The sequence below is a fragment of the Microbacterium sp. LWH3-1.2 genome (assembly GCF_040675855.1).
Lineage (GTDB): Bacteria > Actinomycetota > Actinomycetes > Actinomycetales > Microbacteriaceae > Microbacterium.
This window is the reverse complement of the sequence record NZ_JBEGIK010000001.1, coordinates 2,364,306-2,384,394: the sequence shown is the minus strand read 5'-3', so window position 1 is coordinate 2,384,394 and position 20,089 is coordinate 2,364,306. Positions and strand designations below refer to the sequence as shown.

19 protein-coding genes are annotated in these 20,089 nt (G+C 70.0%); 4 read left to right on the top strand and 15 right to left on the bottom strand.

From position 1 onward, the window contains the following. Positions 1 to 17 precede the first annotated feature (17 nt). Positions 18 to 332: a GntR family transcriptional regulator gene (locus MRBLWH3_RS11005; protein ID WP_363431692.1), complete on the top strand. Its 315-nt coding sequence runs from the start codon at positions 18 to 20 to the stop codon at positions 330 to 332. A gap of 6 nt (positions 333 to 338) precedes the next feature. On the opposite strand, the gene MRBLWH3_RS11000 is transcribed toward MRBLWH3_RS11005, so the two are convergent. From MRBLWH3_RS11000 to MRBLWH3_RS10950, 11 genes are all read right to left on the bottom strand, one after another. Further along, a complete protein-coding gene (locus MRBLWH3_RS11000; RefSeq protein ID WP_363431690.1) occupies positions 339 to 761 on the bottom strand; it encodes a hypothetical protein in 423 nt (140 codons plus the stop codon). A gap of 63 nt (positions 762 to 824) precedes the next feature. Further along, positions 825 to 1,910, bottom strand: a complete 1,086-nt coding sequence (locus tag MRBLWH3_RS10995; RefSeq protein WP_363431688.1) for a UDP-N-acetylglucosamine--N-acetylmuramyl-(pentapeptide) pyrophosphoryl-undecaprenol N-acetylglucosamine transferase — start codon at positions 1,908 to 1,910, stop codon at positions 825 to 827. 198 nt (positions 1,911 to 2,108) lie between these two features. Then, positions 2,109 to 3,410, bottom strand: coding sequence for a putative lipid II flippase FtsW (gene ftsW / locus MRBLWH3_RS10990; RefSeq protein WP_363431685.1), 1,302 nt, complete (start codon positions 3,408 to 3,410; stop codon positions 2,109 to 2,111). After that, positions 3,334 to 4,914 carry a UDP-N-acetylmuramoyl-L-alanine--D-glutamate ligase gene (gene murD, locus MRBLWH3_RS10985; protein WP_363431682.1) on the bottom strand — a complete coding sequence of 527 codons (1,581 nt, stop codon included), beginning with the start codon at positions 4,912 to 4,914 and terminating at the stop codon, positions 3,334 to 3,336. The genes ftsW and murD overlap by 77 nt, the downstream gene beginning before the upstream one ends. Continuing rightward, the gene (mraY, locus tag MRBLWH3_RS10980; protein WP_363431680.1) at positions 4,911 to 6,023 is read right to left on the bottom strand and encodes a phospho-N-acetylmuramoyl-pentapeptide-transferase; all 1,113 of its coding nucleotides are present in this window, start codon (positions 6,021 to 6,023) and stop codon (positions 4,911 to 4,913) included. Before mraY ends, murD begins: the two co-directional genes overlap by 4 nt. Continuing rightward, positions 6,020 to 7,435 (bottom strand): UDP-N-acetylmuramoyl-tripeptide--D-alanyl-D-alanine ligase, encoded by a 1,416-nt coding sequence (locus MRBLWH3_RS10975; protein ID WP_363431677.1) that lies wholly within the window; start codon positions 7,433 to 7,435, stop codon positions 6,020 to 6,022. The genes mraY and MRBLWH3_RS10975 overlap by 4 nt, the downstream gene beginning before the upstream one ends. Before the next feature lie 25 nt (positions 7,436 to 7,460). Continuing rightward, the gene (locus tag MRBLWH3_RS10970) at positions 7,461 to 9,245 is read right to left on the bottom strand and encodes a peptidoglycan D,D-transpeptidase FtsI family protein (RefSeq protein WP_363431674.1); all 1,785 of its coding nucleotides are present in this window, start codon (positions 9,243 to 9,245) and stop codon (positions 7,461 to 7,463) included. Positions 9,246 to 9,313: 68 nt separating this feature from the next. Next, complete coding sequence (locus MRBLWH3_RS10965; protein ID WP_363431671.1) at positions 9,314 to 9,916, bottom strand: hypothetical protein; 603 nt, start codon at positions 9,914 to 9,916, stop codon at positions 9,314 to 9,316. Further along, a complete protein-coding gene (rsmH, locus tag MRBLWH3_RS10960; RefSeq protein ID WP_363431669.1) occupies positions 9,913 to 10,881 on the bottom strand; it encodes a 16S rRNA (cytosine(1402)-N(4))-methyltransferase RsmH in 969 nt (322 codons plus the stop codon). Before rsmH ends, MRBLWH3_RS10965 begins: the two co-directional genes overlap by 4 nt. 109 nt (positions 10,882 to 10,990) lie before the next feature. Next, positions 10,991 to 11,422, bottom strand: coding sequence for a division/cell wall cluster transcriptional repressor MraZ (mraZ, locus tag MRBLWH3_RS10955; RefSeq protein ID WP_056367092.1), 432 nt, complete (start codon positions 11,420 to 11,422; stop codon positions 10,991 to 10,993). Between the two features lie 197 nt (positions 11,423 to 11,619). Next, positions 11,620 to 11,985 (bottom strand): DUF3040 domain-containing protein, encoded by a 366-nt coding sequence (locus MRBLWH3_RS10950; RefSeq protein ID WP_363431667.1) that lies wholly within the window; start codon positions 11,983 to 11,985, stop codon positions 11,620 to 11,622. A gap of 63 nt (positions 11,986 to 12,048) precedes the next feature. On the opposite strand from MRBLWH3_RS10950, the gene MRBLWH3_RS10945 reads away from it, so the two are divergent. After that, entirely contained in the window at positions 12,049 to 13,143 is a 1,095-nt protein-coding gene (locus MRBLWH3_RS10945; RefSeq protein ID WP_363431665.1) for a polyprenyl synthetase family protein, read from the top strand. 19 nt (positions 13,144 to 13,162) lie between these two features. On the opposite strand, the gene MRBLWH3_RS10940 is transcribed toward MRBLWH3_RS10945, so the two are convergent. Next, positions 13,163 to 13,513, bottom strand: a complete 351-nt coding sequence (locus tag MRBLWH3_RS10940; protein WP_363431663.1) for an Rv2175c family DNA-binding protein — start codon at positions 13,511 to 13,513, stop codon at positions 13,163 to 13,165. A 203-nt stretch (positions 13,514 to 13,716) separates the two neighbouring features. On the opposite strand from MRBLWH3_RS10940, the gene MRBLWH3_RS10935 reads away from it, so the two are divergent. Both MRBLWH3_RS10935 and pknB read left to right on the top strand, forming a co-directional pair. Continuing rightward, the gene (locus MRBLWH3_RS10935; RefSeq protein ID WP_414685401.1) at positions 13,717 to 14,871 is read left to right on the top strand and encodes a LysM peptidoglycan-binding domain-containing protein; all 1,155 of its coding nucleotides are present in this window, start codon (positions 13,717 to 13,719) and stop codon (positions 14,869 to 14,871) included. 69 nt (positions 14,872 to 14,940) lie between these two features. Further along, positions 14,941 to 16,896 carry a Stk1 family PASTA domain-containing Ser/Thr kinase gene (gene pknB / locus MRBLWH3_RS10930; RefSeq protein ID WP_363431659.1) on the top strand — a complete coding sequence of 652 codons (1,956 nt, stop codon included), beginning with the start codon at positions 14,941 to 14,943 and terminating at the stop codon, positions 16,894 to 16,896. A gap of 71 nt (positions 16,897 to 16,967) precedes the next feature. On the opposite strand, the gene MRBLWH3_RS10925 is transcribed toward pknB, so the two are convergent. From MRBLWH3_RS10925 to MRBLWH3_RS10915, 3 genes are all read right to left on the bottom strand, one after another. Next, positions 16,968 to 18,305: a class II 3-deoxy-7-phosphoheptulonate synthase gene (locus MRBLWH3_RS10925; protein WP_363431657.1), complete on the bottom strand. Its 1,338-nt coding sequence runs from the start codon at positions 18,303 to 18,305 to the stop codon at positions 16,968 to 16,970. A gap of 61 nt (positions 18,306 to 18,366) precedes the next feature. Then, on the bottom strand, positions 18,367 to 19,056 hold the full coding sequence (locus MRBLWH3_RS10920; protein ID WP_363431655.1) for a lysophospholipid acyltransferase family protein: 690 nt from the start codon (positions 19,054 to 19,056) through the stop codon (positions 18,367 to 18,369). Positions 19,057 to 19,060: 4 nt separating this feature from the next. After that, positions 19,061 to 19,996 (bottom strand): ROK family protein, encoded by a 936-nt coding sequence (locus MRBLWH3_RS10915; RefSeq protein WP_363431653.1) that lies wholly within the window; start codon positions 19,994 to 19,996, stop codon positions 19,061 to 19,063. Between the last annotated feature and the right edge of the window lie 93 nt (positions 19,997 to 20,089).

The following is a 20,089-nucleotide window of genomic DNA, read 5'->3' as shown; positions in this document are numbered from 1 at the left end:
TCTAGGTCGGGTCACGGATGCTGCGCCCCCGGCGCGCTGGGAGGCTCCGGCGGGGGCCATTTGTGCCCACGGTGAGCCGCCTCGCGGAAGACCTCGGGGTCGCGCCGGGCACGGTCGCTCGCGCGTACCGCGAGCTCGAGGCATCCGGAATCATCGAGACACGGGGCCGCAACGGCACGTTCGTCGCCTTCGACGCCGACCCCCGCACGTCAGCAGCTGCAGCGCGCTGCCGCCGCCTTCGCCGCGCAGGTGCGCGATCTGCGTCTGGAGCCGAGGAGGCCCTCGCAGCAGTCACCGCGGCGCTGCGCGCCGCACCCCCCGCCCCGGCGTGACCGAACTCACAACCGCGTGCTCGTGCACTCACCGAGCTGCGACATCGACAGCGCATCGGGGCACTCATTGAGCCACCAGCCCTCGCCGTACCGATCCTGTGTCATGTCGGTGTAGATCTCCCACCCGCCGCCGCCACCGGGGAGCACCCTGTAGTACTCCGCGATCGGGTCGCCCTCGACGGTCGGTCGCGTCACCGCGAGCTCCGCTCCGGCGGTGGTCGCCTCCTCGAGGCAGGCGAGGTCTCCCGAGGGGATCTGCTCGCCCTGATCGAGTTCGACCGCCCCGCACGACGGCAGCTCGTCGCGCTCGAGGAACGCCGCCGGCGTCGGGCCCCCCTTCGGCTCGCCCGGACCGTGGACGCAGCCGACCAGTGCCGGCACGCACAGTCCGGTCAGCAGAACCGCTGCCGCGCGCTTCGCCGCAGCCACCATCGGCCTCCGATCGCCCCCGCGCCACCATCACCCTCCGAGGTGGACGCGAGTCCGATCGTCTCAGGCGCTGAGCGCGTCGTCGATCATCGCGACGACGTTCTCGGTTCCGGTGCGGGTGCCGACGGATGCCGCGGCCGCCGCCATCGCCGCGCGGCGGGTCTCGTCGGCCAGCAGCGGCACGACCTCCGAGCGCACGCGGTCGCCGGTGAACTCCGCATCCGGGATCACGATCGCCGCGCCCGCGCGAACGGCCGATGAAGCGTTCAGCGCCTGTTCGCCGTTGCCCACGGCGTACGGCACGTACGCGGTGGGGATTCCCAGAGCGCTGATCTCGCTCACGGTGGCCGCGCCCGAACGAGACACGATGAAGTCGGCGAGGGCGAAGGCGAGGTCCATCCGGTCGACGTAGCGGCGGACGACATAGCCGGGTGAGCCGGGGTCGGCGAGCTCGGAGCGCTCGCCCGTGACGTGCAGCAGCTGCCACCCGGCGTCGACCACGGCGCGCCAGCCTTCATCGTGCCCGTCGCCGAAAGCGGCGTTGAGGCGCTGGGCGCCGAGCGAGCCGCCGAAGACCAGGAGCACGGGCTTCGCCGGGTCGAGGCCGAAATACGCCGCCGCCTCGTCGCGAAGCGCGTCGCGGTCGAGCGTCACGATCTCGCGGCGCAGCGGCATCCCGACGACCTTCGACCGCTTCAGCGGCGTGCCCTCGAAGGCCACCCCCACACCGGAAGCTCTGCGGGCCCCCAGCACGTTCGCGAGGCCCGGGCGCGCGTTCGCCTCGTGCACGACGAATGGCACGTTCTCGCGCCGGGCCGCCACGTAGGCGGGGGCCGACGCGTAGCCGCCGAACCCGACGACGACGTCGACGCCGCGCTGCGCGATGTGCGCCCGCACCTGCGAGATCGCGCGCGGGAAGCGCGCCGGGAACGCGGCTGCGGCCTTGTTCGGGCGGCGCGGGAACGGCACCTTGTCGACGAACAGGAGTTCGTAGCCGCGCTCGGGTACGAGCCGCGCCTCGAGCCCCTCACGGGTGCCGAGCACGAGCACCTCGGCCTCCGGGTCGCGCGCACGCAACGCGTCGGCGACAGCCAGGAGCGGGTTGACGTGGCCGGCGGTGCCGCCGCCGGCGAGAAGGTACGTCGTCACTCCCCGAGCCTACCCGGCGCGAAACCCCGGGTTTGGGGCGCGCCGCGATCGTTCGGGGCGCGCCGGGTGCGCCCCGAAAGCACGGGACGCGCCCCAAACGCTGGCTTGCCCAGGCTTCCGGCGCGAAACCCTCCGTCGGGGCGCAGAAACTCCGCCCCAAGGGAGCGACCGCGCCCCCAACCCGTCAGCAGCCCAGGGTCAGCGGACGGCGCGGAGCTTCGCGCGCTCGCGGGCAGCGCGGGCCGACGTTATCGCAGCCTCGCGGCGCGCGACGGATGCCGGCAGCGATCGCGCGAACGCGAGCAGCACGCCGCACGCCAGCAGCACCGAGAGCAGCGAGGTACCGCCCTGCGACATGAAGGGGAGGGGCACGCCGAGCACCGGGAACACCCGCAGCACGACGCCGATGTTGATGAGCGCCTGGCCGACGATCCATACCGTGATCCCGCCGGCCGCGATGCGGACGAACGGGTCGTCGGTCTTGCGGATGACGTGGAATGCGCCGACCGCGAAGAGGGCGAACAGCGCCAGCACGACCGCGCAGCCGATGAGACCGAGCTCTTCGCCCACGATGGCGAAGATGTAGTCGTTCGCCGCCGCGGGGAGCCAGTCGTACTTCTCGCGCGAGTTGCCGAGACCGAGGCCGAGGATCCCGCCGCTCGCGAGTCCCCAGATGCCGTGCAGCGGCTGGTAGCAGTCGTTGAAGTAGTCGTCGAGGCAGTTCGGGTTCAGGAAGCTCATGAACCGGCGCATGCGGTCGGGGCTGGTCACGGCGAGGAATGCCACCGCACCCGCCGCCGCGATGGCGGGCAGCACGAAGATACGGAGCTTCACACCCGAGAAGAACAGCGCCCCCAGCACGATGAGCACGAGGATCATCGCGGTGCCGAGGTCGTCGCCGGCAAGCACGGTCGCGATCGCGAGGCCTGCCACGGGCACGAGCGGGATGAACACGTGCTGCCACTTGGTGAGCAGGGTCCGCTTGCGGAACAGCACGAACGCAACCCAGAGCGCGAGGCCGAGCTTCAGGAACTCGGATGGCTGCGCCTGGAAGCCGGCGATCGTGATCCAGTTGCGGTTGCCGTCGGCGCCGTGGCCGAGGGGCGTGAAGACCAGCAGCTGGAAGGCGACGCCGAAGATCAGCGCGGGCCACGCGACCTTCTTCCAGAAGGCGACCGGCAGGCGGCTCGCGATGAACATCAGCGGGATGCCGATCACGGCGAAGACGACCTGCTTGAGCACCATCTCCCAGGGCGCCTCGCCGGCGGCGGTCGCCGTCGCGGAGGTCGCCGACAGCACCATGACCAGCCCGAAGACGGTCAGGAGCAGCGCCGTCGACGCAATCAGCAGGAACTCGCTCGGCACGGGCGCGAACACCCGCCCGAGCGAGACGCGGGCGGCGAGGCCGCGACGCGCCGGCTTGTCAGCCTCGGTCTTCGTCGTCGCCGCTGTCGTGGCGGGGCGCGTCGGCCGGGTCCGCGGGGGCTCTGTCGTGGTCACCCGGCTCCCCCGTTCCGATCCGTTCCCTCACCGCCGCAGCGAATCTGCTGCCGCGGTCCGCGTACGACGCGAACTGGTCGAAGGATGCGGCAGCGGGAGCGAGCAGAACCACGTCCCCGTCACGCGCCACCCCTGCCGCCAGTTCGACGACCTGCGCCATGACCTCTTCAGTCTCATCGGCGTCCACCTCGAACACGGGCACCGCCGGCGCGTGTCGCTCGAACGCGGCGACGACCGCCGTACGGTCGAGGCCGATCACGATCGCCGCCTTCGCCCCGGCGCCGCGGCCCGAGACGAGTTCGGCGATGTCGACGCCCTTGAGGAGTCCCCCGACGACCCACACGGCCCCCGGGTAGGCCGCGAGCGACGAGGCCGCGGCGTGCGGGTTGGTGGCCTTGGAGTCGTCGACCCACGTGACGCCGCCGTGGCGCGCGACGACCTCGATGCGATGCGGGTCGAGGCGGAACCCGCGCAGCGCGTCGCGGATCGCCGCGGGCGCGACATCCAGCGATCGCGCGAGCGCCGATGCGGCCAGGATGTTCGCGACGATGTGCGGCGCCGCGAGCCCGAGGGAGGCGAGCTCCTCGACCGTGGTGAGCTCGAGCGCGCTCTTGTGCCGGTCCTCGAGGAACGCCCGGTCGACGACGATGCCCTCGACGACGCCCAGGTCGCTCGGGCCCGGCACGCCCAGGTCGAAGCCGATGGCGCGGGCGCCCTCGACGACCTCGGCGTCCTCGACCATCGCCTGGGTCGCCGCATCCGCCTTGTTGTAGACGCAGGCGACGCGCGTGTCGTCGTACACGTGCGCCTTCGCCGCGCGGTACTCCTCGAAGGACCCGTGCCACTCGAGGTGGTCGTCGGCGAGGTTCAGGCACACCGCGGCGTGCGGCGACACGGGATCGGGCGAGTCCTGCAGCCCGAGATACCAGAGCTGGTGGCTCGACAGCTCGACCACGAGCGCGTCGAACCCCGAGGGGTCGCGCACCGCGTCGAGAACCGGGGTGCCGATGTTGCCGACGGGCGCCGCGCGCAGGCCGCCCGCGACGAGCATCGTGGCCGTGAGGCGCGTGGTCGTGGTCTTGCCGTTGGTGCCGGTGATGAGGATCCACTCGGCGGGCGTGCCGTCCGCACGCACCACCTTGTCGCGCACGCGCCACGCGAGCTCGACGTCTCCCCACAGCGCGATGCCTTTCTCCCGCGCCCAGGAGATGAGCGGATGCCGCGGCGCGAAGCCCGGCGACGCCACGACGACCTCGGGCGCGAACTCGACGAGCTCGGCGGGCACCGACTCGAGCGATCCCGTCCACAGGCTTGCGCCGATGACGGGCAGCAGGCGCGCGTACTCCTCGTCGGCCTTCTCGGTCACGACGAGGACGTCGGCGCCGAGCTCGGCGAGCGTGTCTGCGACGGAGAAGCCGGTGACCGACAGGCCGAGCACGGCGACCCGCAGGCCCTTCCAGTCGGCGTTCCAGCTGGTGAGGGTGCCCAGGCGTTCCGAGGTCATGTGCGAGAGAGCCATTCGACGTAGAAGAATCCGACGCCCGACACCGCCAGGAGGCCGGCGATGATCCACATGCGCACGACGATCGTGACCTCCGACCAGCCCCGCAGCTCGAGGTGGTGGTGGAACGGGCTCATGAGGAAGAGGCGTTTGCCGCGCGTGATCTTGAAGTAGAGGCGCTGCAGGATCACCGAGCCCGGCCCGATGATGAAGACGCCGGCGACCAGAACCGCGAGCAGCTCGGTGCGGGTGAGGATCGCCATCGCTGCGATGACGCCGCCGATGGCCATCGAGCCCACGTCGCCCATGAAGACCTTGGCCTTGGGCGCGTTCCACCACAGGAACCCGACCAGCGCACCGACGAAGGACGCCGAGATGATCGCGAGATCGAACGGGTCGCGCGTCGGATAGCAGGCGGCCTTCGCGGCCGCCGAGAGAGCGTCGCCTCCCCAGCACGCCTGATTGAACTGCCAGAACGCGATGAGGCTGTAGGCGCCGACGACGAAGATCGCCGCACCCGCGGCCATGCCGTCGAGGCCGTCGGTCACGTTCGTGCTGTTGGAGAACGCGACGCCGATGAAGGTGATCCAGGCGAGGTAAAGGATCCACCCGGCGATGAGCCCGAGGGTCATGAACCCCAGCGCCGGCACGTCACGGAACACCGAGATGTACGGGGACGCCGGCGTCTGGTCGAACTGGTTGGGGAAGCTCAGAGCGACGATGCCGAACGGCACGGTGACGGCGACCTGTCCGGCGACCTTGCGCCAGCCGCTCAGGCCCATGAACTTCTGCTGACGCACCTTCATGTAGTCGTCGATGAAGCCGACCGCACCGAGACCGACCATCATCCAGATCACGAGGAGGCCCGAGACCGTCGGCGGGTTGTTGCCGACGTAGCACCCGACCAGGTACCCGACGATCGTTCCGACGATGAAGATCGTGCCGCCCATCGTGGGCGTGCCGCGCTTGGTCTGGTGGTTGGGGTTTCGGATGTCTTCCGGAGTCCGGATCACCTGACCCCAGCCCCACTTGCGGAAGAGCCGCAGGAACACGGGGGTGAGGAAGAGGGTGAATGCCAGCGAGATCGCCGCCGCGGTAAGGAGTGATCTCACGAGAACGATTCTCCCAGACGATCGCCGAGGAACCGGAGTCCGGCGGAGTTCGACGACTTCACCAGCACGCGGTCGCCGTCGCGCAGCTCGCCCTGCAGATAGTCGAACGCCTCGTCGGCAGTGGAGAAGAAGACGGCTTCGTTGTCCCACGAGCCCTGTGCGACGGCCTCCAGGAACATGCGCCGGGCGGGGTCGCCCACGACGACGATGCGCTGGATGCCGAGTCTCACGGCCAGGAGGCCCACGCGGTCGTGCTCCTCCTCGGCGTGCTCGCCGAGCTCGCTCATCGCGCCGAGCACGGCGACGGTGCGCTCGTCGGGACCCGTGATCTGCGCGAGGGTGCGCAACGCGGCCGCCATCGAGTCGGGGCTCGCGTTGTACGCGTCGTTGATGATCCGCACGCGCTCCGATCCGAGCGGCTGCATGCGCCACCGCTCGGCGATCTCGACCGTCTCGAGGCGCGCGACGGCGTCGGCGAGCGAGACTCCCAGCGTCGTCGCCGCGGCGATCGCGGCCAGCGCGTTCATCACGTGGTGCTCGCCCAGCACCCGCAGGCGCAGCGGCAGCGAGACGCCGTCGGCGGTCACGGTGAAGGAGGTTCCGGATGCCGTGACCACGACGTCGTCGGCACGCACATCGGTGGCGGCGGGCCCGCGGCCGAACCAGCGCACCGAGACGCCTTGCTCGGCGGCGATCGGCGCCATCGCGGCGACGCGCGCGTCGTCGGCGTTGAGCACCGCCACTCCCCCGGTGCTCAGCGCTCGCACGAGCTCCGACTTCGCGTGGAAGGTCGCCTCGATCCCGCCGAAGCCGCCGGCGTGCGCCATGCCGACCATCAGAACGACGCCGACGTCAGGGTCGACGAGTCCCGCGAGGCGGGCGATCTCACCGGGCGCACTCGCGCCGAACTCGCTGACGAGGTACTTCGTGGTGCCGGTGACGCGCAGCATCGTGAGCGGCGCGCCCACCTCGTTGTTGAACGACGCCTTCGGAGAGACGGTCTCGCCCTCCCCCTCGAGGATGCGGGCGAGCAGGTTCTTCGTCGTCGTCTTGCCGTTCGACCCGGTGATCCCGACGACGCGCAGGTCCCCAGCATCCCGAACCGTCTTCACGACCTCGCGCGCGAGCGCCGCGATCGCCTCGACGACGTCGGCCACGACGATCTGAGAGACGGATGCTGCGACCCGCCTTTCGACGAGAGCGAGGGCGGCGCCCTTCTCGACGGCCGCGTCGACGAACAGGTGCCCGTCGGTCTCCTCTCCGGGCTTGGCGACGAAGATGCCGCCGGGCTCGATCAGGCGGGAGTCGGTGTCGACCGCCCCCGACACGACGGTGTCGAGGGTGTCGCCGTTCTCGAGGTGCACCTCGCCCGAGACGGCACGGGCGATCTGGGCGATGTTGAGCGCGATCATGTGGGAACTCCGGAAGCTCGGGACACTACCCGAACTTGGGCAGCAGCTCCGGCGACGTCGTCGAGGGCATGACGCGGTAGGTCTTGAGAACCTGGGTCATGGCCTTCTGGAACGCGGTCGCGTTGGCCGCAGACGATGTTACCTTCGTCGGCTCGTCCAGGGTGACGACGACGACGTACTCGGGATCGTCGGCCGGGGCGAAGCCGACCATCGTCGTGTAGTAGACGCCGGCCTTGTAGTTGCCCTGGCCGTCGCTCTTCTCACCGGTGCCCGTCTTGCCGCCGAGGCGGTAGCCGGGGATGGCGACCGTCTTGGCGTACGGCGCCTGGAGGAACACGTTCTCGAGCATCTCCCGCATCTGAGCCGACGTGCCCTCGCTGACGACCTGCTCCGGCTTCGCCACCTCGGGCTTCACGACCGTGCCATCGGCCTTGGTGCACGACTCGATGATCTGCAGCGGCATCTTCACGCCGCCGTTCACGATCGCCCCGTACGCGCGGGCGAGCTCGGGCATGGTCGTCGTGACGCCCTGGCCGAACGAGGTGTTGAGCGTCGTCTGGGCCCCCCACTGATCCGCCGGGTAGATGAGCCCCTGGCCTTCGTCCGGGTACCCCGACGCCGTGCCCTCGCCGATGCCGAACCGCTGGAAGTAGTCGTACCGCGTCTGCTTGTCGACCTTCTGACTGAACTTCGAGATGCCGGCGTTCGACGAGTCGATGAGCACGCCGGTGAGCGTATAGGTGTACGCCTGGTGCTGGAAGGAGTCGCGCACACGCGCGCCCCCGTCGAAGTTCTCGAGACCCGATGCCACCACGGTGGAGCTCGGTGTCTGTCCGCCGGCGTCGATGACGGTCGCCGCCGTGAGGCCTTTGAAGGTCGACCCGGGTTCGAACCAGTCGGTGAAGATGCTGCTCGTGCGGTCCTTCACCTCGGCGGCGGCGAAGTCGTTGGGGTCGACGGTCGGGTACTCGGCGGCCGCGCGCACCTTGCCGGTCTTCACCTCGTAGACGAGGATCGCGCCGCGCTGCGCGGCCATCGTCTGCGTCTGCTCGGCGATCAGCTGCTGCATGTACCACTGCAGATCGCGATCGATGGTCAGCTGCAGCGTGCCGCCGTCGGTCGCGGGTGTCTCCTGCTCGGTGCCCGGGATGACGACGCCGTCCTTGCCCTTCTCGTACGTCCGCGTGCCGTTCGTCGCAGCGAGGCACGCGTTCTGGGACTGCTCGAGGCTCTCAAGGGGGGTGCCGTCGGCGCCGACGAATCCGATGAGGTTGCCGGCGACCGCACCGTCGGGATACGTGCGCGCGGGATGCGAGACGCACGCGATGTACGGCGCCTTGAGGTCGGCCAAGGCCCGGAACTGCTCTGTAGACACGCCTTTCTTCAGCACCGCGTACTGCGAGTTCGGGTCCTCTGCGAGGGCGGTGCCGACGATCGCACGGACCTCTTCGGGCGTCTGGCCCGTGATCTCGGCCACGTCGTTCGAGACGTCCGTCCACAGTCGGTCGTCGGACTTCTTCTCGAGCACCTGCTCGTCGATCTGGGTGATGAGCAGCGGCGACAGCTGGCAGTCGTAGCGAAGGATGCTGCCCGCCAGGGTCTGCCCGTTGGCGTCGACGATCGCGCCCCGCGTGCCGTAGAGCGTCTGCTCGCCGGCGAAGGCGACGTCGAGCGAGTCCTTGACGTGATCGTCGGCGTTCACGACCTGGATGTCGACGAGGCGGACGATGAATCCGGCCAGCACCGCCAGGACGACGGCGAGGGCCACGACGGTTCGGCGGCGGGGACTTCTCGTGCTTCGTGTCGTCATCTGCGTCTCGTGCTCTGCGCCTCGTGCAGTGGGGCGTCTCGATCGGTTCTCGGCTCGGCGTCGTCGCTTCAGTGTGTGCTGGGGGTGGGCAGTCCGTCCGTGAGCGGCGGCGGAGTGTTGCCGACTCCGCCGTCGGGTGTCTCGGCGACCTCGACCGGCAGGCCGTCGATGGTCGCGTCGGGCACGGTGACCAGAGGAGTGTTCGTGATGAGCGCGTTGGGCACGGATCCGCGGCCGATCGCATCGACCGACGACGTGCCCATCGCGACCTCCGACGGTCCGAGGATCGCGCCGTCGCTGAGCCGGAGGTAGCTGGGCGCCTCGTTGATGACCATGCCGAGCGCCGCTGCGTTGGCGGCCAGGTACTGTGGCGAGCTGAGCCCGGCGACGTCGTCGTAGAGGATCTGCCTCTCGTACGTGAGGTCGCGCTGCTCCTTCGTCAGCGCCGCGATCTCATACGTGCCCTGCGTCGTCATGATCGACAGCGACATCTGGGCGGCGGCGATGAGGAACGCCCCCAGCACGGCGACGACGCCGTAGAAGAGCTTCGGGCGACGCCGGCGAGCCGGGGCATCGACCACCCGAAGGCGGCGGCGCGGGGCATCCGTCCTCTCCGGTGCGACGGCCCGGCCGAGGCGCGCGCTCGTCGTGGCGTTCGCGATCGTGCTCATGACGCACCCTCCGCGTGCTCGGGCCTCACGCGCTCGGCGGCTCGGAGACGCACCGGCGTGGCGCGCGGGTTGACCGCGCGCTCCTCGTCGGTGGCGAGCTCGGCACCCTTGACGAGCAGCCGGAACTTGGGGGCGTGCTCGGGCAGCTCGACCGGCAGCCCCTTCGGAGCGGTCGACGCCGAGGCGTCGGCGAGGGCACGCTTCACCAGCCTGTCTTCGAGGGACTGGTACGAGAGCACGACGATGCGGCCTCCGACCGGGAGGATGCCGAGCGCAGAGGGCACCGCCCGCTCCAGCACCGACAGCTCGCGGTTGACCTCGATGCGCAGTGCCTGGAACACGCGCTTGGCCGGGTGGCCGGTTCGCTGCGCGGCGGCAGGAGTCGCCGCCTGCAGGATCTCGACGAGGCGGCCGGACCGCTCGATGGGCGCCTCGGCACGCGCGGCGATGATCGCACGGGCGTAACGGCCCGCGAGCTTCTCCTCGCCGTAGCGCTCGAAGATGCGGCGGAGGTCGCCCTCGCCGTACGTCGCCAGGATGTCGGCGGCCGTCGTGCCCGCCGACTGGTCCATGCGCATGTCGAGCGGGGCATCCTGCGCGTACGCGAAGCCGCGGTCGGCGACGTCCAGCTGGAGGGATGAGACGCCCAGATCGAACAGGATGCCGTCGGCCGCGGCGAAACCGCTCGAGATCACCGCGTCCGCGATCCCGTCGTAGACGGTGTGCACCAGGTGCACGCGGTCGCCGAAGGGGGCGAGGCGCTCCCCAGCGATGCGGAGGGCGTCGGTGTCCCGATCGAGGCCGATGAGCTGAAGCTTCGGAAATCGCTGGAGAAACGCCTCGGAGTGTCCGCCCATGCCGAGCGTGGCATCGACGAAGACGGCGCCGTCGCGCTCGAGCGCGGGCGCCAGCAGCTCGATGCAGCGCTCGAGCATGACGGGGGTATGGATGTCGCGGAGGTTCATGATCGTCGCCTGGCGGTCCTGGTCCCTCGGCCCTGATCCCCATCCGCTCCGACCTGGCGCCGGGGAAGTGGCGTCAGGGCACGAGCAGCTGGGAGTCACGGCCGAGGGCTCAGAACAGGCCCGGAATCACCTCCTGCTCCAGCTCGGCGTAGCTCTCTTCGTTGGCCTCGGCGTAGGTGTTCCACGCCGTGGCGTCCCAGATCTCGGCATGAGCGCCTACGCCGGTGACGACGAGGTCGCGCTCCAAGCCGGCGTATGCGCGCAGCGGAGGGGGGATCGTGATGCGGTTCTGACTGTCGGGCTTCTCGGCGCTCGCGCCCGAGAGGAACATGCGCAGGAAGTCGCGCGCCTGCTTGTTCGCGAGCGGCGCCTCACGGATGCGGTCGTGCACCCGCTCGAACTCCTTCTCGCTGAACACGTACAGGCAGCGATCCTGTCCGCGCGTCACGACGACACCCCCACCAAGGTCGTCGCGGAACTTCGCCGGGAGGATGACGCGCCCTTTGTCATCGAGCTTGGGTGTGTGCGTGCCCAAAAGCATCGGTACATCACACCCCCTTCGTCCGGCCCCCCGGGATGTGCGCCACTTTACTCCACTCTCCTCCACATTGCTACCGATTTGTGAGCCGCCGCTCCCCCGCTCCCCTCCCGGACGCGTGAATGGGTGACGCCGAGGCAGCAAAAAAGCACCGACCCGAAGGTCGGTGCTTCTCGTGCCGGTTCAGGCGGCGGGGACGCTCAGCGCTCCTCCTGCCGCTTGTCCCAGCGATCGTTCATGCGGTCCATGAACGAAGAGCTGTTCTGGGGTTTGGCGGGTCGGTCGGGTTCGACTCTCACCTTGCCGGGGCCACGCCCGGGAGTGACGGCGAGGAGGACCCCGCCCAGCATCACGACGAATCCGATCACGCCGACGACGATCAACTGCTGCGACACCCCGACGATCAGACCGCCGAGCCCGACCAGCACGAGGATCGTGCCGTAGACGATGTTGCGATAGCTCAGAGTGCGTCCGTCGCGGGGCGCGCTGACGACATCCGCGTCGTTGCGCATGAGATGGCGTTCCATCTCGTCCAGCAGGCGCTGCTCCTGTTCGGAGAGTGGCATGCTTCCCCCTCTGTACTTCGGTGGCTCGATTGTACGCGTGCCGTTCCTCACTAGGCTAGGCCCGTGTCCGCCCCCGTTGAGCCGATCGAAGCCATTTCTCAGCGAGTGGACATGTTCATCTCGGCACAGCGCCGGAGTGTGGCCGACGCGGGTCCCGAAGCGGCACGATTCGTCGCCGCGGGAGCGGATGCCGTCACCGGCGGAAAACGCCTTCGCGGCCGCTTCTGCATCTCCGGGTGGAGGGCCGTGGAGGAATCCTCGGGCCCTGTCGGCTCCGCACCCGCCTCCGTGATCGCCGCGGCAGCCGCCCTCGAGGTGTTCCACGCCGCGGCTCTCGTCCACGACGACATCATTGACAACTCCGACACGCGCCGCGGCCGTCCCTCGGCGCATCGCGCTCTCGAGGCCGGGCATCGCGGCGCGGGCTGGCTCGGCGACGCGGACGCGTTCGGCCGCTCGGCCGCGATCCTGCTCGGCGACCTGCTCGTGGCGTGGAGCGACGACCTCCTCGAGGAGGGACTCGCCGAGACCTCCCCCGACCGCGCGGCAGCGGCCCGCCGTCAGTACGCGCTGATGCGCCGCGAGGTCACGCTCGGACAGTTCCTCGACGTCGCCGAGGAGTCGGCGTTCGCCAGCGAGCCCGATGACCGGCACGCCGAGCGGGCGCTGCGCGTGGCATCCTTCAAATCCGCGCGCTACAGCGTGCAGCAGCCGCTCGCGATCGGCGCGGCGCTCGCGGGCGCGGATGCTGCGCAGGCGGCGGCGCTGGCCGCATTCGGGCACCCTCTCGGCATGGCGTTCCAGCTGCGCGACGACGTGCTGGGAGTGTTCGGCGATGAGGCCGCCACCGGCAAGCCGTCCGGCGACGACCTGCGCGAGGGAAAGCGCACGGTGCTGATCGCGTATGCGCGGGAGGCGCTCGCGCCCACCGCACGGCGGATCGTCGACGAGCTCGTCGGCGACCCCGGCCTCGACTCATCCCAGATCGCGTCGCTGCAGCAGACGATCGTCGACACCGGCGCGCTCGACCGCGTCGAGAGACTCATCGCCGATTACGCGCACGAGGCCGATCGCGCACTGTCGGGCGCACGGCTCGGCAATGCGGCCGTCGGCGAGCTGCGCGACCTCGCGCGCGCCGCGACGGTCCGCACGACCTGAGTCACCGGACGTCGGAGGGTCATGCCAGCGTGCGGGCGACCCGGCGGACCTCGCTCTTACGACCCGCGAGGAGCGCCTCGATCGGCGCGATCCCGATCGTGTCCTCGGGGGTCAGCAGCCAGTCGATCGCCTCGTCGTCCGAGAAGCCGGCGTCGTGCAGGACGAACACGGTGCCCCGCAGCGACGGCAGCGGGTGCCCGTCCACAACGAAGACCGACGGCACCTTGACGACGCCGTCGCGCTTGGAGCCGACGAGGTAGTACTCGTCGAGCAGTCGGCGCACCCGGCCGAGCGGTTCGCCGAGCACCTCCACGAGGTCGGGCAGGGTGAGCCAGTCGGTCTCGAAGCGCGGAGCGGCGTCAGAGGTCACGAAAGCAACTATCTCAGATCGGATCGGGCACTCGTCCACCGCACTCTGGACTCACCAGTAACAGAAACCTCTCTGAATAACACCAGTTGACACCAATAAACATCCGTGACACGGTTCTCGAAGTCGACTGAGGGGGGAAACTCGTGCGACAGGTCCGGAGTACAAAGAATCGGGTCGACCGCAGCGGCACGCCGTCGCGAGCGATCTTCGCCGGCGTCCCTGTCGCCGTCGCAGGGTCGATCGCGCTGACGCTGTCGGCAGCGCCCGCACAGGCGGCGACGAGGGATGCTGCGCCCGTGAGCGTGCCGCGCATGCTCGGCGCCGCCGCCGTGAACGTCCCCCGCGTCACCGCGCTGCCCACCGTCCGGGTGACGGCCGAGTCCGCGCCCGCGACGTATACCGTCCAGCGCGGCGACACCGTGAGCCGGATCTCGGCGAGGTTCGGCCTGCGTACCAACGACGTGCTCGCCCTCAACGGGCTCGGCTGGTCGTCGACGATCTACCCGGGTCAGGTGCTCAAGCTGAGCGCGGCCGCCGCCGCACCCGCGCCGGCCGCACCCGCGCCGGCCCCGGCTGCCGGCACGTACACGGTCCAGCGCGGCGACACCGTCAGCGCGATCGCCAACCGCCACGGCACCACGACGAACGCGGTGCTCTCGGCCAACGGGCTCAACTGGTCTTCGATCATCTACCCCGGCCAGACCATCCGGATTCCCGGCGCGGCCGCGCCCGCAGCATCCGTTTCCGCCCCTGCGCCGGCGCCTGCTCCCGCGCCCGACACGACGTCGGGCGGGTCGCACACGATCAGCGCAGGCGAGACGATCAGCTCGATCGCGAAGCGGTACGGCGTGACGACGAACGCGGTGCTCTCTGCCAACGGGCTCGCCTGGTCGTCGATCATCTACCCCGGACAGACCATCAAGATCCCGGTCTCGGCCCCCGCTGTCCCCGGCCTCACGTCGGAGCAGGTCTCCAACGCGCAGCTGATCGTGCGCATCGGGCGGGAACTCGGCGTCTCCGATCGAGGTATCGCCGTCGCCCTCGGCACCGCGATGCAGGAATCGTCGCTTCGCAACGTGACGTGGGGCGATCGCGACTCGCTCGGCCTGTTCCAGCAGCGTCCGAGCTACGGCTGGGGCACTGCTGCCGAGGTGCAGGATGCTGCACGCGCGACGCGCGTCTTCTTCGGCGGCGCCGGCGACCCCAATGGCTCGCGCACGCGCGGGCTGCGCGACATCCCCGGCTGGGAGAATCTGACCTTCACGCAGGCCGCCCAGGCGGTGCAGATCTCGGCCTACCCGGACGCGTACGCCAAGTGGGAGGCCCCCGCCTACTCCTGGCTCGCCGCACTCGGCTGACGTCACATTGCGATCTCGGCGGGTGAGCCGCTCCGCCGGCTCGCAGGCACGGATCCGTAGACTCTGAGGGTGAGCACGAGTCAGCAGACGGATCCGCTGATCGGCCGTCTGGTCGACGGCCGATACCGGGTGCGTGCTCGCATCGCCCGCGGCGGCATGGCCACCGTGTATGTGGCGACCGATCTGCGCCTCGAGCGACGGGTCGCGCTCAAGGTCATGCACTCCCACCTGAGCGATGACACGGTCTTCCAGAGCCGTTTCATCCAGGAGGCCCGTGCGGCCGCCCGCCTCGCTGATCCGCACGTGGTCAATGTGTTCGATCAGGGCCAGGACGGCGACATGGCGTACCTCGTCATGGAGTACCTCCCCGGCATCACGCTGCGCGAGCTCCTGCGCGAGCAGCGCCGGCTGACCGTCCCGCAGGCGGTGTCGATCCTCGACGCCGTGCTGTCCGGGCTCGCCGCCGCGCACAAGGCCGGCATCGTGCACCGCGACGTCAAGCCCGAGAACGTGCTCCTCGCCGAAGACGGCCGCATCAAGATCGGCGACTTCGGGCTCGCACGCGCGACGACCGCGAACACCGCATCCGGCGCCCAGCTGCTCGGCACGATCGCGTACCTGGCCCCCGAGCTCGTCACGCGCGGCACCGCCGACGCGCGCAGCGACATCTACGCCATCGGCATCATGCTGTATGAGATGCTCACCGGCGAGCAGCCGTACAAGGGCGAGCAGCCGATGCAGATCGCGTTCCAGCACGCCACCGACTCCGTGCCGCGGCCGAGCGTGAAGAATCCGGGTGTTCCCGAGCCGCTCGACGAGCTCGTGCTGTGGGCCACCGAGAAGTCGCCCGACGAGCGGCCCATCGACGCGCGGGAGATGCTGCAGCGCCTGCACGACATCGAGCGCGAGCTGGGCATCTCCCCCGTCGTCACCCGAACCGGCCCCATCGGCGTCGTGCGCGACGACGTCGCCGCGACCGGCGAGCTCACGGCGGTGCTGCCCGGCACGACGACCGGTCCCATCGCCACGATGGCCGAGGCGGACAACGCCGGCCGACTCCGCACGGCGACGCAGCGCCGACGCTCCCGCGGCGCCTGGCTCGTCGTGCTCGTGCTCGTGCTCGCGTCGCTCGCGGGCGGCCTGGGATGGTGGTTCGGCTCCGGTCCCGGATCGCTGGTCGCGGTCGCCGACGTGACCGGCATGACATTCGACGAGGCGTCTGCACGTCTCCAGGAGGACTCGCTCGTCGCCGTGCAGCAGGGCGAGTACAGCCTCGACGTCGCAGCGGGTGAGGTCATCCGCAGCGATCCGGCCGGCGGCACCCGCGTCGACAAGGGCGCCGAGGTGGACCTCTATGTCTCGCTCGGTCCGCAGGAGGCGACCTTCCCGTCGTTCTCGGGAATGCCCGAGGCCGATGCGCGCGCCGCTCTCCAGGCCCAGTCCGTGTCGGCCCCCGACGAGAGCGCCACCTTCTTCACCGACGCCGCGGCCGGCGTCGTCACCGGCGTGATCATCCGCCCCGCGGGCGCACCGGAGGACGGCTCGCAGGACGTCGCATGCACGGACGGCTGCACCGTGCATCAGGGCGATACCGCGCGCCTGCAGGTCTCGCTCGGGCCGCTCCCGAACGTCTCCGGCGAGAGTGAGGGCAAGGCGCGCAGCACGCTCGAGGGCCTCGGGCTCGTCGTCGCCGACCCCAGCCAGACCGAGTCGAGCGACTCGGTGAAGGCCGAGCGCGTCATCCGCGTCATCGGCAAGGAGGACGGCACCTGGCTCGCGCCCGGCGACACGGTGACCCTCGTGGTGTCGACCGGCCCTGCGCTGTTCGAGGTCCCCGACTTCGGGGGCATGACGCTGGCGGAGGCACGCCAGGCCGCCACCGACGCCGGATTCACCATCGACTACGACGACCGCTGGGACGCCTTTCCCGACCCCTTCACCAAGGTCGAGTCTCAGAAGCCCGACGCCGGCGATATGGAGCCTAAGGGCACCGTCATCTCGCTGCGCATCGCCGCCGCACTCTGACGCAGATCGAACAGATCCCGGATGCCTCGGGTCGAGGCATCCGGGATCTTCTTCGTGTCAGGGGCGAGAGCTCAACGCTTCTCGAGCTCCTCGGCCACGAGGAAGGCGAGCTCGAGCGACTGCATGTGGTTGAGGCGCGGGTCGCACAGCGACTCGTAGCGGGTCGCGAGGGTGGCCTCGTCGATCTGCTCGGAGCCGCCGAGGCACTCCGTGACGTCGTCGCCGGTGAGCTCGACGTGGATGCCGCCGGGGAACGTGCCCACCGAACGGTGCGCCTCGAAGAAGCCGCGCACCTCGTCGACGACGTCGTCGAAGCGACGCGTCTTGTAGCCGGTGGGCGTCGTGATTCCATTGCCGTGCATCGGGTCGGTGACCCACAGCGGGGTCGCGCCCGAGTCCTTGACCGCCTCGAGCAACGGCGGCAGCGCGTCGCGGATCTTGCCCGCCCCCATGCGCGTGATGAAGGTGAGACGACCGGGCTCGCGGTTCGGGTCGAGCTTGTCGATGAGTGCGAGCGCCGTCTCGGGCGTGGTGGTCGGGCCGAGCTTCACGCCGATGGGGTTGCGGATCTTCGAGAAGTAGTCGACGTGCGCCCCGTCGAGGTCGCGGGTGCGCTCGCCGATCCACAGGAAGTGCGCCGACGTGTTGTACGGCGTGCTCGTGCGCGAGTCGATCCGGGTCATCGGGCGCTCGTAATCCATGAGCAGACCCTCGTGACCGGTGTAGAACTCGACGCGCTTCAGCTCGTCGAAGTCGGCGCCGGCGGCCTCCATGAATTTGATGGCGCGGTCGATCTCGGTCGCGAGGCGCTCGTACTGCTGGTTGGCGGGGTTCTCTGCGAAGCCCTTGTTCCAGGAGTGCACCTCGCGCAGGTCGGCGAAACCGCCCTGCGTGAACGCGCGGATCAGGTTGATGGTCGACGCGGCAGTGTGGTAGCCCTTGAGCAGCCGGTTCGGGTCGGCCTTGCGCGAGTGCTCGGTGAAGTCGTAGCCGTTGACGATGTCGCCGCGGTAGGCCGGCAGTGTCACGTCGCCGCGCGTCTCGGTGTCGCTGGAGCGCGGCTTCGCGAACTGGCCGGCCATGCGACCCATCTTCACGACCGGCATGGATGCCCCGTACGTGAGCACCACCGCCATCTGCAGCACCGTCTTGATGCGGTTGCGGATCTGCTCGGCAGTGGCGCCGGCGAAGGTCTCGGCGCAGTCGCCGCCCTGGAGGAGGAACGCCCTGCCGGAGGCGGCGCGCGCGAGGCGGTCGCGGAGGTGGTCGACCTCACCGGCGAAGACCAGCGGCGGCAGGGTCGCCAGTTCGGCGGATGCGGCGTCCACGGCCTCGGCGTCATACCACTGCGGCTGCTGCTTGATGGGCAGGGTCCGCCAATGGTCGAGTGCATCGAGGTGCTGGAGCATCCCTCGATTCTAGCCGTGGCGCGGCGGGCGCCGGCGCCGCGTGACGACGGCCACCGGGCGTTCAGCGGGACTTCGGCGTGAGCCGGTCCTTGACGGTCGACGCGTAGACGTCCTCGTACTCCTGCTCGCCCAGGCGCTGCAGCGCGACCATGATCTCGTCGGTGATCGAGCGCAGGACGTAGCGGTCGCCCTCCAGCCCGGAGAAGCGCGAGAAGTCGAGCGGTTCGCCCACCACGATGCCGACCCGCACGATCCGCGGGATCGTGGTGCCGATGGGCATCATCGTGTCGGTGTCGACCATCACGACCGGCACGACCGGCACGTGGGCCTCGAGCGCCATGCGGGCGATGCCGGTGCGACCGCGGTACAGCTTGCCATCGGGGCTGCGCGTGCCCTCGGGGTAGATGCCGAGCAGATCACCGCTGCCGAGCACCTGAAGACCCGTGTTGAGGGATGCCTCGGACGCCTTGCCGCCGGAACGGTCGATGGGCAGCTGGCCCGTGCCCTTGAAGAACATGCGGGTCGCCCAGCCTCTGATCCCCTTGCCGGTGAAGTAGTCGCTCTTCGCGAGGAACACGACCGGCCGGTCGAGCATCAACGGCAGGAAGATCGAGTCCACGAACGACAGGTGGTTGCTCGCGAGGATCGCGGCGCCCTCCGCGGGGACGTTGCGGCGGCCGACGATCCACGGGCGCCAGATCGCCTTGACGATCGGTCCGATGACCACGTATTTCATCAGCCAGTAGAACATCGCGCTACGCCTCTGTCCCCGCGAGGTCGGCCGCTCCGATGAGGCCCGCGTCGTTGACGAGCTTCGCGATCTTGAAGCTCGCGATCGGCCGGTCGCCGTAGCCGGGCAGCGACTTCTCGTAGGCGACGCGCATGGGTGCGAGCAGGGCGTCGCCGAGCTGGGCGACGCCGCCGCCGATGACGAAGAGCTCGGGGTCGAGCACCGCCTGGAAGCCGCCGCAGGCCTCGCCGAGGGCGGTCGCGACACGCCGGAGCGCCTCCGCGGCGCCGGCGTCGCCGGCGAGCACGAGACGCGACACGGCCGGCCCGCTGATCTTGCCGTTCTCGGCACGGTGGGCTGCGAGCGCCGCGCCGATGCCGCCGCCGTCGGCGATGTCGTTGGCCTCGCGTTGCAGAGCGCGGCCGGAAGCATACTGCTCGAGGCATCCGTGCTGACCGCAGCCGCAGATGATGCCGTCGCGGATGAAGCGGATGTGTCCGAGCTCGGCGGCGATGCCGTGCCCGCCGCGGAAGAGCTGGCCGTCCAGGACGATGGCGCCGCCGACGCCGGTGCCCATCGTGAGCATGACCATGTGCTCGACGCCACGGCCCGCCCCGAAGCGGAACTCGGCCCACCCAGCGGCGTTTGCGTCGTTCTCGATGGTGACCGGCAGGCCGATCCCCTCTTCGAGCGTCGCCTTCAGTGGCTCGTTGTGCCACGCGATGTTGGGGGCGTGGATGACGGTCGCGCGATCGCGGTCGATGAAACCGGCCGCCGCGACGCCCACGGCGGCGACATCGTGCGCACCGCGGAAGTAACGGGCCATGTCGACGACGGCCTGCGCCAGGGCGGCGGTGTCGGTGGGCGTGTCGACACGGAGCTGTTCGACGATGGTGCCCTCGGAGTCGACCACTCCGCCCGCGATCTTGGTTCCGCCGATGTCGATGCCGACGTTGAGCACGTTCTCCCTCTCCCCTGCCGCACGCGCGACAGCGCCTTGAAGTCTATCCAGGCGGTGCTCTCCACATCTCCTGCTGAGTCCGATGTGACACCT

Bases quoted from the DNA above. Each gene is read 5' to 3' on its own strand.
- MRBLWH3_RS10925 (WP_363431657.1), bottom strand. From the start codon at position 18,305: ATGCTCCAGCACCTCGATGCACTCGACCATTGGCGGACCCTGCCCATC.
- mraZ (WP_056367092.1), bottom strand. From the start codon at position 11,422: ATGCTTTTGGGCACGCACACACCCAAGCTCGATGACAAAGGGCGCGTC.
- murD (WP_363431682.1), bottom strand. From the start codon at position 4,914: ATGACCTCGGAACGCCTGGGCACCCTCACCAGCTGGAACGCCGACTGG.
- MRBLWH3_RS10970 (WP_363431674.1), bottom strand. From the start codon at position 9,245: ATGACGACACGAAGCACGAGAAGTCCCCGCCGCCGAACCGTCGTGGCC.
- MRBLWH3_RS10920 (WP_363431655.1), bottom strand. From the start codon at position 19,056: ATGTTCTACTGGCTGATGAAATACGTGGTCATCGGACCGATCGTCAAG.
- MRBLWH3_RS11005 (WP_363431692.1), top strand. From the start codon at position 18: ATGCTGCGCCCCCGGCGCGCTGGGAGGCTCCGGCGGGGGCCATTTGTG.
- rsmH (WP_363431669.1), bottom strand. From the start codon at position 10,881: ATGAACCTCCGCGACATCCATACCCCCGTCATGCTCGAGCGCTGCATC.
- MRBLWH3_RS10950 (WP_363431667.1), bottom strand. From the start codon at position 11,985: ATGCCACTCTCCGAACAGGAGCAGCGCCTGCTGGACGAGATGGAACGC.
- MRBLWH3_RS10965 (WP_363431671.1), bottom strand. From the start codon at position 9,916: ATGAGCACGATCGCGAACGCCACGACGAGCGCGCGCCTCGGCCGGGCC.
- MRBLWH3_RS10975 (WP_363431677.1), bottom strand. From the start codon at position 7,435: ATGATCGCGCTCAACATCGCCCAGATCGCCCGTGCCGTCTCGGGCGAG.